This is a genomic window from Planktothrix prolifica NIVA-CYA 540, assembly GCF_963864145.1.
Classification (GTDB): domain Bacteria; phylum Cyanobacteriota; class Cyanobacteriia; order Cyanobacteriales; family Microcoleaceae; genus Planktothrix; species Planktothrix agardhii.
The window spans coordinates 2,820,921-2,833,027 of the sequence record NZ_CAWLTW010000001.1 but is presented as its reverse complement, the minus strand read 5'-3'; the positions used below and the strand labels follow the sequence as shown (position 1 = coordinate 2,833,027).

Annotated in this window: 9 protein-coding genes; 6 read left to right on the top strand and 3 right to left on the bottom strand. The window is 39.2% G+C overall.

Translation table 11 applies throughout. The annotated features are described in order from the left end of the window. Positions 1 to 264 precede the first annotated feature (264 nt). Both AC559H_RS12865 and AC559H_RS12860 read left to right on the top strand, forming a co-directional pair. Positions 265 to 669 carry a nuclear transport factor 2 family protein gene (locus AC559H_RS12865; RefSeq protein WP_026795619.1) on the top strand — a complete coding sequence of 135 codons (405 nt, stop codon included), beginning with the start codon at positions 265 to 267 and terminating at the stop codon, positions 667 to 669. Positions 670 to 745: 76 nt separating this feature from the next. Then, complete coding sequence (locus AC559H_RS12860) at positions 746 to 5,011, top strand: non-ribosomal peptide synthetase (RefSeq protein WP_051319735.1); 4,266 nt, start codon at positions 746 to 748, stop codon at positions 5,009 to 5,011. 188 nt (positions 5,012 to 5,199) lie between these two features. Here AC559H_RS12860 and AC559H_RS12855 read toward each other — a convergent pair whose 3' ends face one another. Both AC559H_RS12855 and AC559H_RS12850 read right to left on the bottom strand, forming a co-directional pair. Then, entirely contained in the window at positions 5,200 to 5,379 is a 180-nt protein-coding gene (locus AC559H_RS12855) for a hypothetical protein (protein ID WP_026795620.1), read from the bottom strand. 82 nt (positions 5,380 to 5,461) lie between these two features. Continuing rightward, positions 5,462 to 5,635: a hypothetical protein gene (locus AC559H_RS12850; protein WP_155806175.1), complete on the bottom strand. Its 174-nt coding sequence runs from the start codon at positions 5,633 to 5,635 to the stop codon at positions 5,462 to 5,464. A gap of 195 nt (positions 5,636 to 5,830) precedes the next feature. Between AC559H_RS12850 and AC559H_RS12845 the strand changes: the two genes are divergently transcribed. From AC559H_RS12845 to AC559H_RS12830, 4 genes are all read left to right on the top strand, one after another. Beyond that, positions 5,831 to 6,019: a hypothetical protein gene (locus AC559H_RS12845; protein WP_026795621.1), complete on the top strand. Its 189-nt coding sequence runs from the start codon at positions 5,831 to 5,833 to the stop codon at positions 6,017 to 6,019. Further along, positions 6,019 to 6,282: a hypothetical protein gene (locus tag AC559H_RS12840; protein ID WP_026795622.1), complete on the top strand. Its 264-nt coding sequence runs from the start codon at positions 6,019 to 6,021 to the stop codon at positions 6,280 to 6,282. Before AC559H_RS12845 ends, AC559H_RS12840 begins: the two co-directional genes overlap by 1 nt. Positions 6,283 to 6,423: 141 nt before the next feature. Further along, on the top strand, positions 6,424 to 9,600 hold the full coding sequence (locus AC559H_RS12835) for an NACHT C-terminal alpha/beta 1 domain-containing protein (protein WP_052349599.1): 3,177 nt from the start codon (positions 6,424 to 6,426) through the stop codon (positions 9,598 to 9,600). A gap of 140 nt (positions 9,601 to 9,740) precedes the next feature. Then, positions 9,741 to 9,890, top strand: coding sequence for a hypothetical protein (locus tag AC559H_RS12830; RefSeq protein ID WP_162832337.1), 150 nt, complete (start codon positions 9,741 to 9,743; stop codon positions 9,888 to 9,890). Positions 9,891 to 10,091: 201 nt separating this feature from the next. On the opposite strand, the gene speA is transcribed toward AC559H_RS12830, so the two are convergent. Next, positions 10,092 to 12,083: a biosynthetic arginine decarboxylase gene (gene speA / locus AC559H_RS12825; RefSeq protein ID WP_026798522.1), complete on the bottom strand. Its 1,992-nt coding sequence runs from the start codon at positions 12,081 to 12,083 to the stop codon at positions 10,092 to 10,094. Between the last annotated feature and the right edge of the window lie 24 nt (positions 12,084 to 12,107).

Below are 12,107 nucleotides of genomic sequence, written 5' to 3'. Positions count from 1 at the left end.
AACGATTTAGGGATTAAAATCTGGGTTGAAAATTATACAGGACTTACGCAACATGACTTGAAACTGGTATTTTGTCGTAGGGGCAATTCATGAATTGCCCCTACATTTTGTTCTTTTGCTCCGCTATCGTTCACCCCAGGGAATAATGACGACCGAACTTTTGAAACAGTTAAAGGAACATAGGGCTGATGGACTTTTTAATCCTAAGAGCGAACCCCGCAATTTAAGTATAATCAAACAACAACTTTGGGAGGCAATTGGTAAATGAACGCAACGGAGGTATTAATCAAGTATCAGTCTATTAATTCTAAAAATATCACAGACCAGGAAGAATTAATCGTTAGTTTATTTGATGCTATTGATTCTTCTGATTTTGAGTTATTAGTCAAGTATTTTGACCAAGATATTATCTATCAACGTCCAGGCTATCAGGATTTGATTGGTATTGATAAACTCCTACATTTTTATCAGTATGATAGAGTTATTTCCTCTGGTAAACATCACATTGAAAAGATTGTTGTCGCTGAGAAGTATGGTTCATGCTGGGGACAGTTTATTGGTTTACATAAAAATGGCTCCCAACTTAATGAGATGTTTGCTGATGTTTATTCTTTTGAACATAGTAAAATTAAAACTCGGCGAAGCTACTTTTTTAGACCCGCAATATAGCGTTCATTTGTTTTCCTAAAAGTAAATTCTGCGATTTAGACCTAATTAAACAACAACTTGGGGAGGCAATTGGTAAGTGAAAGTAGTAGAATTTTTATCTTATTTGAAGAGTTTAGATATTAAACTGTGGCTTGAAGAAGAAAAACTCCGTTATCAAGCTCCCAAGGGGGCCATGACGACGGAAATTAAAGCGGCGATCGCGGCTCAAAAAACTGAAATTCTGGACTTTTTAAAAGTAGCACAAATCCCGACTAATACTGTTGAGTTGGAGATTATTCCTGTGTCACGGGTTCAGGATTTACCCCTCTCTTTTGCTCAACAGCGACTCTGGTTTCTACATCAACTTTCCCCCGATAGTCATTCCTATAATTTGTTGGAAGCTCTACGGTTAGAAGGAACTCTCAATCTGTTTGCTTTAGAACAAAGTCTCAGTGAACTGATTCGCCGTCACGAAGTTTTAAGAACCACTTTTCCGATGGTAGAAGGGCAACCCATTCAGCGTATTGCTCCCCCTTCCCCCGTCAGTTTACCCCTTCAAGATTTACAGAATTTATCAATAGAAAAACAAACAGAACGTCTGCGGGAAATTGCGATCGCCCTCTCGTTAAAACCCTTCGATCTAGCGGGGGAACCTTTGGCACAATTTACCCTGTTTAAACTCAGTTCCCAGGAGTATGTATTGCTGTTGAAGATGCACCATATTATTTACGATGGTTGGTCTTTGAGCATCTTTTTCGGTGAATTATCTCAACTTTATGCGGCCTTTGTCCAGGATTTGCCTTCCCCTCTCGCTGAATTATCGATCCAGTACGCCGATTTTGCTGTATGGCAACGTCAATGGCTCACAGGTGAAGTCTTGGAGCGTCAACTTAATTACTGGCGAGAACAGTTGACAGATGCGCCGACTATCTTAGAACTGCCGACGGATTATCCCCGTCCCCCCATTCCTAGTTTCCGAGGTGATGGGGCGGTTTTTCGACTGGATCGAGATTTAACGCAACGTCTCAAACAGTTGAGCCAAGAGTCAGGGACAACCCTATTTATGACTTTACTGGCGGCTTTTTTTGTTCTAATTTCTCGTTATAGTGGTCAATTAGATGTGTTGGTGGGTTCTCCGATCGCTAATCGGAATAGTTCCGCGATCGAGAAATTGATGGGCTTTTTTGCTAATACTTTGGCTTTAAGGGGCGATCTATCAGGAAATCCCAGTTTTCTGGCGTTATTAGAAAGAGTAAAGCAAACGACCCTATCAGCCTATGCTCATCAAGATTTGCCCTTTGAAATGTTAGTAGAAAGGTTACAATTAGACCGTGATTTAAGCCGTAATCCTTTGGTACAGGTGATGTTTTCTCTGCAAAATACTCCCCAATCGGAGGGCAGTTTGTCAGGCTTAAAAATCGAGAATTTGCCTTTACCGATTGATACTAAAGCTCGATTTGATTTAGAAGTCAATTTTTGGGAAGTTTCTGATAGTTTAGAGGCGGTTTGGTGCTATAGCACGGATTTATTTGCTGCTGGCACTATTACCCAAATGGGGCAACATTTTCAAAATCTCTTAACCGCGATCGCCGCTAATCCCAGCCTGGGAATTTTTGAATTACCGATGTTGAGTGATGCAGAACGTCATCAACTGTTGGTATCGTGGAACGAAACTCAAACAGATTATCCCCAGGATCAATGTATTCATCAATTATTTGAAGAACAGGTAAAACACAACCCCGACTCTGTAGCAGTAGTTTTTGAAGGTCAACAATTAACCTATTCAGAATTAAATAGTCGTGCTAATCAATTGGCCCATTACCTAAAATCTTTAGGAATAGAAACTGACGAGCTAGTGGCGATTTGTATAGAACGTTCTTTAGAAATGATTGTGGGATTGTTGGGGATATTAAAAGCAGGAGGTGCTTATGTTCCCATTGACCCAGATTATCCCAAGGAACGCATTAGCTTTATGCTCCAAGACACCCAGGTTAAAATACTGTTAACTCAGGAATCTTTGCTTGCTTCTCTTCCAAATCAGGAGGCGATTGTCGTCTGTTTAGACAAAGATTGGGAACAAATTAATCAAGCAAATCAAGAGAATTTTAATAGCGCGGTTTCTGCGGATAATTTGGCTTATGTGATTTATACTTCTGGTTCTACGGGAACTCCCAAGGGGGTCATCGTAACTCATCAAGCAGTTAATCGCCTGGTATTAAATACCAATTACATCCAGTTCACTACTGATGATTGCGTTATTCAAGCGTCTAATATTGCTTTTGATGCAGCTACTTTTGAAATTTGGGGAGCTTTGCTTAACGGAGCTAAGATTATTATTCTCCCTAAATCAGTTTTGCTCTCACCCCAAGAGTTTGCCCTAAGTTTAAAGGAAAACCAGATTAGTGTCTTATTTTTAACGACAGCCCTATTCAATCAGTTAGCCAATTTAGTTCCGCAAGCTTTTAGTGGCTTACGATGCTTACTGTTTGGGGGCGAAGCAGTTGAGCCAAAATGGGTACAAGAGGTACGGTCGAAAGGTGCGCCGCAACGGTTGCTTCATGTCTATGGGCCAACGGAAAATACGACGTTTTCTTCTTGGTATTTAGTGGAGGACTTACCCGCTACAGCGACAACTATTCCCATTGGTAAGGCGATCGCCAATACCCAAATCTATTTGTTAGATAAAAACCTGCAACCCGTTCCCATTGGTGTAGTAGGAGAATTACATATTGGTGGTGCAGGATTAGCGCGGGGTTATCTCAATCGCCCAGAATTAACCCAAGAAAAATTTATTTATTTAAATAATAATGAACAGTCAAAAGGCGATCGCTTATATAAAACGGGAGATTTAGCTCGTTATTTGCCTGATGGTAATATTGAATATATCGGGCGGATTGACAATCAGGTAAAAATTCGGGGATTCCGTATTGAATTGGGGGAAATTGAGGCTGTAATCGGTCAAAATGAAGATGTACAGTCGGCTTGTGTGATTGTTCGTGAAGACAATCCAGGAGAGAAGCGGTTAGTTGCCTACATTGTGCCAAAGCTAGGGGTGACAATGACAAGCGAAGATTTCCGTCAGTTCCTGACCCATAAATTGCCTGGCTACATGGTTCCGAGTGCTTTTGTGATGCTGGAATTTTTGCCCTTAACAGCTAACGGAAAAATTGATCGCCGTGCGTTAAAGGCTCCTAGTAACACCAGTGATTCAGACAGATTCATTGAGGCGCGTAGTCAGCTAGAATTAAGCCTAGTACAAATCTGGTCAAAAGTTTTAAAAATTGACAAAATTGGCGTTCGGGATAACTTTTTTGACCTGGGTGGTCACTCCCTTTTGGCTCCCTATTTAACAACCCAAATTAAGGAACAGTTTGGTAAAGAAATTGCCTTAACAGAACTGTTTCAAAACCCAACTATTGAACAGTTAGCAACCATTATCCAAACCGATTCAGATAACTCTAGTGAGTCTTGTTTAGTCCCCATTCAAGCCAATGGTTCCAAGCCACCTTTCTTCTGTGTTCCAGGGGCGGGAGGACGACCCTTTTATTTTTACCATCTAGGACGTTATTTAGGAAAAGATCAGCCTTTTTATAGTTTTGAAAATGATCTCTATCAACAGTTTGGAGCAATCACTCAGATTGAGGCGATCGCTAGTATTTATATTCAAGCCATGCAAGACTTACAGCCCCAAGGCCCTTACTTTTTAGGGGGACATTCCTATGGGGGAAATGTGGTTTTTGAAATGGCTCAACAGTTAGTTAAGCAGGGTCAAAAAGTGGCATTACTAGCCATAATTGATTCCTCAGCCCCAACTTATAAAGATAAGCAAATGTTGCTTGATTATATTAATTGGGATCATGCGAGATGGTTAGCGGAAGTGAGCAAAGGTATAGAAATTTATTTAGATAAAACTGTAGATATTTCCTATGAAACCCTTCAATCGTTGACCGTAGAGGAACAATTAAAATACGTTTTAAACTTTTTTAAAATGGCGAATATGCTTCCTCCTAATGCGAAAACTACACAACTTGAAAATATTGTACAAGCCTATAAAACTAGCTGTTTATGTCTAGTTGATTATCTCCCTCAACAAATTTATCCCGGCAAAATTACAATTCTACGCGCTAACGAAGATTTACCCGATGATCCCAATCGTGAGTTAGTTGCTGAGTGTTCCGAGGATTTATCCCTCGGCTGGAGTGAGTTTTCTTCGGAAGCAGTGGATATTCATTATGTGTTAGGTAATCATATCACAATTATGGCGGAACCCCATGTTCAAGTGTTAGCCGAACAGTTAAAAGTTTGCATCAATGCCAAATATTCAAACCCACATTCCGCAGATAGGGGTCAAATTTTCCACTAATTCTAAAAAATAGGAACCCATTCCAATTTTTCGGTGAACTTCCGAGGCTTTACTACCCACATTCCGCAGATATGGGTCAAAGTTTTATCTTCAATTAGATTTGCTTAAATATCTGCGGAATGTGGGTTACTAATCATAGGAAAAACCGAAGAGTGACAGAAGAGGGATATATTATCAATTTCCCCTAATTATCCCCTAACCACCACAAAAATAAACACAAACAACCCGATTACTAAAAACCATAAAATCCACTCTCCATTATCAACACTTTGCTTTTTTTCTAACCTAAATACACAACCATTTTTTAAACAAACGGCTTGGTTTTCGGACGTTTTTCTGAGTTTGCAACCGACTTGAGGACATGACATAATATTAACTCCTATTCAGATAATTCCCCCTAACTCCCCTTAAAAAAGAGGGGAGCTTTTTATTCAGGGGTAAGAAATGCTGTTATTTTTGAGAAAAAGAGCGATGAGCATCAATAATTAAATACGTCCCTTGGGCAATCATGAGCAGAATTACCAGTGCTAGAGAAATGCCAGACAAGAGCGAAGCAACGCCGATTGCATCAATACAAAAGGCTTGCAGAATAAATGAAGTAGCGGTTAAATTTTGACTTTTCATATTGACTCCTGCGAGTTAATAAATTGTTGAATAAACCGATTAAAAGGCTTATTTCTGATCAAGAACCCCCCGCTTTTAATCAAATGCTATTAAATGCTATCAACTTTTAAAATGCCCCCTCAATTCGCCATTTTTTAGGTGTACTCGGTTAGATGATTGATCTGTGTTACAATAGTCAAAACAATCAATTCAACAATGGGGAATCAAAACCATAAAAAAGCAATTCGTAGTTTGCAAAGGAGAATTACTGAACATGAGGATAAAATTAAAAAGGAGTTAGAAAAGGATTATCCTGATCAGGGATTGATTAAACATTGGCAAACAGAAATCCGCGCTTTTGAGAAAGGGGTTCAACAAGCACTAAAACGACTTAGGAGGTTATAATGCAAATTAGCGATCGCACATCTTTTATAAAAAGTTCAACCTTAAAAACCTTGTTGACGGAGTTGGGTGAAGAATGTCAAACAGTTATTCAGCTTTTAGATAAAATTAAAACAGGAAACCAATTAAACAATAGTGAAAAGGGAGATAATTTAGCCGAATTATTGGCAGCAATGATTCATCTACAAACCCATTGTGGTGAAGATTTACAAACTTTAATTGCTGAAGAATTAGAACAGTTGCCTGATTCTAAATTGTTAGAATAATATTGTTAATCATCAAGTTGTCCCCCTGTAGGGGCGAGGCGCGCCTCGCCCCTACCTTGTGATTTTTGAATAATTTTAAAGATAGGATTGCCTTTTTCAATAATCATTGATATAATCATTGAAATTGAATCATCTTTTGATATGCCGTCTTGGGATGCCTTTCTGGAAATTGTTGCAGATGAACAGGGTTTAGTTAATGCTGATGAACGCACGGCGTTTTTAACTCGGTTTGCTGAAGAACATTTAAAAAAACAAACATCAGATACACAAATTGCTACTAAACTAGGGATTAGTTCAGTAACTCTGCAACGAAAACTAGGTAAGGTTTATATTGCCTTTGAGAAGCGTTGTTCTACATTGAAAACTGACAAAAAAGGTAAGTTTGATATTCTCCATAGTCACCTCAAACAAGAGTATCGCCAATATCAAAAACAACAACAATCTCCATCTCAACCCCAAACAACAGTATCCTCAATTCCTGATATTAACTGGGATAAAATTTGTGAATCTCGCCTCGACACCTACGAAAAACACTTTTTCAAGAATAACCCGTTAACGGGGATTAATTTTTATGTTCCTTTGGGGTTAGTGGAACCGAAACGGGAACAGGAAAAACGACAAAAACAGGAAGTTAACCCAGAGGATGGGTCACAATTTTATCAATTAGCAGAAACGGAAATAACGAAAACCTATAACGAACCGAATCAATTTTTTGAGGAGGTTTTACGACAGGGAAATAGTAAAACTAAAGGTAAACGTTTGGCAATTATTGGGGAACCTGGGGCGGGAAAAACAACGTTATTATATCAAATTGCTCGATGGATTTTACAGGAAAATTTAGGTTATCCGATTTTAATTCGGTTGGCGGATGTTGATAAACCGATACGAGATTATTTAACTCAAAATTGGTTACGCGATGCGACGGGAAGTTTAACGGGGGTTTCGCCGGAATGGGTGTCGGCGTTTGAGATGTTGATTACAAAAAAACAAAATTCTTCGGCGGTTAAAACCACATTTGTCCGCGAAGGCGGACATCGTTTGTGTAGTCGCGAATTTCATTCGCCGGATACTTCTTCGGTGGATTATTCGGCGGATTATTCGGCGGTTGAAACCGCGTCTACACAGACAAAACCCGCCTGCGCGGGTTCAGAAATTGTGCCATTTTCCCAACAGGTTTACTTACTCCTCGACGCCGTTGATGAAATGGGGATAACGTCACCTTTGGTAACAATTAATCAACAATTAGCGGAAGGATGGACACAGGGGTTACGGGTGGTGTTAACCTGTCGGTTGAATGTTTGGGAGGGGGAGAAAAACGCTTTAAGGGATTTTGATGTTTATCGCAATTTAGATTTTAATTCCCAACAAATTCAGGATTTTATTGAACAATGGTTTAAGGATAAAACCCAGAGTCAGGAATTATTAAAACAGTTAAATGAATCTAACCAAAACCGGATTAATGATTTAATTAAAAATCCCCTGCGGTTAGCGTTATTATGTCGGACTTGGAAACGGGGGCAAAAATTACCGGAAACCCAAGCGGGACTTTATCAACGGTTGGTTAATAGTCATTATCAATGGAAGGATGAACAGAAACCGTTTCAAATTCCATTAGAGGTGCAAGAATGTCTCCATCAACAGTTAGGAGAATTAGCGAAAAATGCAATCAACCGTGAACAATTTCGGTTTCGTTTAGAGGAAAAATTTGTTGAACAGTATTTAGGAAAACCGCAACGGGAAAATACTCTATTTTATTGGGCGTTAAAATTAGGGTGGTTAAATCGGGTGGGGTTAGCATCCGTTGAGGAAAAGGATTCAGACCAAGCGGTTTATGCCTTTTTCCATCCCACGTTTCAGGAATATTTTGCCGCTTTAGCGATTAACGATTGGGATTATTTTTTACCTCAAAATCATGTTAATTGTCCGGTGGAGGGGAAAGAGTATCGTATTTTTCAACCCCAATGGAAACAGGTGATTTTATTATGGTTGGGGCGTGATGATTTGGATGAAGGGGAGAAAGAGGCGTTTCTTGAGAAGTTAGTTAGTTTTGATGATGGATGTGGAGATAGTAATTTTTATGGGTATCGTGCCTATTTTTTAGCCTCTGTGGGAATTAATGAGTTTAAAGAATGCAATTTATCGGATGAAATTGTAGAACAGATTGTTAAATGGGGTTATGGTTATTTTGATATTAAGAAGCAAGAATGGATAACTTTTCTTGATCCAATTGAGGAAGGTGCAAGAACAATATTACCAGAGACAATAAGAGAAAAAGCGATCGCTAATTTAATTCAAGTTTTAGAAACTACTGAGTCTGAAGATACTCGCTGGACGGTTGCCGAGAGTTTAGGGAAAATTGACGTTGGAAATAAGTTAGCAATACGGGAGTTAATTCGGGTTTTAGAAACTACTGAGAATGAAGATACTCGCAGGACGGTTGCCGAGAGTTTAGGGAAAATTGACGTTGGAAATAAGTTAGCAATACGGGAGTTAATTCGGGTTTTAGAAACTACTGAGAATGAATATACTCGCAGGAGGGTTGCCGATAGTTTAGGGAAAATTGCCGTGGGAAATGAGTTAGCAATACGGGAGCTAATTCGGGTTTTAGAAACTACTGAGAATGAAGATACTCGCTGGTGGGTTGCCGATAGTTTAGGGGAAATCATCGAAACAGAAAAACAATATGCAAATGTATTTTTTGCCCTCAAACATAACCTAACTCATGAAGTTTACGAGAATAATTTTAATCTATATAAACACTGCTATAAACTCCTCTGGCAATGCGCCCAAAATCTACCTTATCCCAAATTTTATCAAGCATGGCATCACAACACCCTCACCCCCCATCCTGAAGTTGCCGATAATACCCCCGTTGGCAATACCCCAACAGTGCGACAATTAGAACAACAAATCACCGATATTTGTAGCCAACTTCCTCACCTTCCCCTCCACTGCATCAACATCAACAAACTACTAACCCTCAACACCAAAAACGAATTTATTCAAGCATTTTGTAACCGTCTTTATCAAAAACTCTTACCCGATGAAACTCCCCCCGAAGTGCAGACCCCCGCTAACCTAGAAACCAAAATTATCCACCTAAAACAGCAACTCCAAACCCCCCAACTGTTCATTTTGTTACTCGCAGATGGGACACCCACCCCCGAAGTCATCGACTGTTGCGACTATCTCACCGACGTCTTACACCTCGGTTGGATAACTCCCGACCCCCTACCCTTACCACCCCCGCAACGTTCTTTTATGGCGTCGCAGGAGAATTTATTAGAAGCGGTTGAAAGTTGGGTTGCGGAATATTAATCAACTCCAGAAAGTCAGAAACCGGGTTTCTGGGTTTCTAAGCCGAAAAATCATCCTCAAGACTGAGATAAATAGGGCGAGATTATATTACTATTTTACCATATAAATAGAGTCTAAAAATAATTTAATGGATCAGCACTATGGCAACTAAAAAGCGTTATATCCCTTCGGAAGAATATCGTCAAATGTTAGTCCGTGATGGCGATCGCCGTTTTAAAGAATGGCATGACAAATTCTTGAAATATCAACAGCTATTTCTGGCAGATATGAACAAACGCAAAGTAGGATAATTTTTAGTCGAATTATTATTCTCGTAATAGTTTTATTGAATAATTATAACTTGTCTTGCGGGAAAAGAGGTTATATTAAATGCCTAAATTATCCCTCCTAATTTCCCATTTTTAATGGGGTTAGGGGGGATCATCTTTAGCGGTTATAATTCTATTTAATATTGGTTTGGTGCGTAAGCGAACCGCACGCACCCTACGGGGTTAATGGAGGTAGGTATAACGTCGCAAACTGCGTTCATAGTTTTGTAATAGCAGTTGAGCTTCTTCTAAACTAATCTGATTCTGTTCTAATGCTTGTTCGGTTTGGCGACGAATACTTTCAATTAAATCCTCCGTATCATACTGAACATAACCCAAAACTTCCTGCATTGTATCTCCTTTAATCACCGCTTCAATTTGATATCCTTGAGGAGTAAGTTTAATATGAACTACATTCGTATCCCCAAATAAATTATGCAGATTTCCCATAATTTCTTGATAAGCACCCGCTAAAAACATTCCCAAATAATAGGGTTGTTTTTGATTGGGATTTTGAGATAAATCTTCACTCTGTTCTAAAGAATGTAATTCTAAAACATATTTCACATCTCGTAAATCAATAAATTGATCAATTTTGCCATCACTATCACAGGTTAAATCCGCTAAAGTTGCCCGTTTTGTGGGTTCTTCATCTAATCTATGAATCGGCATTATCGGGAATAATTGATCAATTGCCCAGGTATCCGGGGCGGATTTGAACACAGAAAGATTGACATAATAAATTGAAGCCATAATCTTTTCTAAGTCTTCTAATTCATCGGGAATATAATCGGAATTTCTAACAATTTCTAAGATTTTCCGACAACAAGCCCAATGGATTTTTTCAGCTTTAGCGCGATCGCTTAAACTTAAATAACCAAATCCAAATAAACTAATTGCTTCCCCTTTAAATTGGGTAGCATCGTGATAGGCTTCTTGGTAGTTATCTTCATTAATAGATTGATAAGTGTTATCCAAATTCCTTAAAATTAGATGATCTTTTTCAGTGATCACCGGGGGTTCATCTATGGGAATATCACTACTCCCTAACACATCAAATACTAACACCGATTGATGGGAAGCGATCGCCCGTCCACTTTCACTAATTAATGTGGGAACTGGTAATTTTCGCTCCTCACAGGCCTCCTTAACCTCGGCAACAACATCATTAGCATAATTCTGCATATTGTAGTTTTTAGAGGCGTGGAAATTGGTTTTAGACCCGTCATAATCGACACCTAAACCGCCCCCCACATCCAAATACTTCATGTTTGCCCCTAATTTTGCCAATTCTACATAAATTTGACTAGCTTCTTGCAGGGCATCTTTAATCACACTAATCGAAGAAATTTGAGAACCAATATGAAAATGTAACAGTTGTAAACTGTCTAACATTTCTGCTTTTTTCAGCTTTTCAACTACGTCCATAATTTCAGGAATAGTTAAGCCAAATTTAGCCCGATCGCCCGTTGAACCGCCCCAACGTCCCATTCCCCTGGTACTCAATTTAGCCCGTACTCCCACAATCGGACGAATGCCTAATTGTTGACTTGCAGCGATGACTAAATTCACTTCTTCAATTTGTTCTAAAACAATAATCGCCGTCTGTCCCAAGCGTTGAGCTAAAATGGCAGTATCAATATATTCTTGGTCTTTATAGCCATTACAAATTAATAGGGAATTGGAATTTTTTAATAGGGCTAAAGCAATTAATAACTCAGGCTTTGATCCCGCTTCTAAGCCAAAATTATAGGGTTGACCAAACCGGACTAAATCTTCAAGTAAATGCCGTTCTTGATTACATTTAACTGGATAAACCCCCCGATAAACCCCTGTATAACTATAACGGGCGATCGCCTTTGCAAAACAAGCATTTAATCGTTCAATTCGGTCTTCAAGAATATCAGGAAAACGAATTAATAAAGGCAATTCAATATTGCGACTTTTTAGAGATTCAACTAATTTTAATAAATCTAAAGATCCCCCTCGGTTCGCTTTCGGGGACACCGTAATATTACCCGCAGCATTAATCGAAAAATAAGGATCACCCCATCCCTGAATGCGATAGAGTTTTTCGCTATCTTCAACTGTCCAGGTCTTTTTCACTGTGACCTGGGGGGACTCCGTTACAACCTCTGGTGTCTGGGGTTTAGGGGCGAGTGCATTGACATCCATCTTTTTCTATCCTTGCCATTGAGC

Bases quoted from the DNA above. Each gene is read 5' to 3' on its own strand.
- AC559H_RS12835 (WP_052349599.1), top strand. From the start codon at position 6,424: ATGCCGTCTTGGGATGCCTTTCTGGAAATTGTTGCAGATGAACAGGGT.
- AC559H_RS12865 (WP_026795619.1), top strand. From the start codon at position 265: ATGAACGCAACGGAGGTATTAATCAAGTATCAGTCTATTAATTCTAAA.
- AC559H_RS12845 (WP_026795621.1), top strand. From the start codon at position 5,831: ATGGGGAATCAAAACCATAAAAAAGCAATTCGTAGTTTGCAAAGGAGA.
- AC559H_RS12850 (WP_155806175.1), bottom strand. From the start codon at position 5,635: ATGAAAAGTCAAAATTTAACCGCTACTTCATTTATTCTGCAAGCCTTT.
- speA (WP_026798522.1), bottom strand. From the start codon at position 12,083: ATGGATGTCAATGCACTCGCCCCTAAACCCCAGACACCAGAGGTTGTA.
- AC559H_RS12855 (WP_026795620.1), bottom strand. From the start codon at position 5,379: ATGTCATGTCCTCAAGTCGGTTGCAAACTCAGAAAAACGTCCGAAAAC.
- AC559H_RS12840 (WP_026795622.1), top strand. From the start codon at position 6,019: ATGCAAATTAGCGATCGCACATCTTTTATAAAAAGTTCAACCTTAAAA.
- AC559H_RS12830 (WP_162832337.1), top strand. From the start codon at position 9,741: ATGGCAACTAAAAAGCGTTATATCCCTTCGGAAGAATATCGTCAAATG.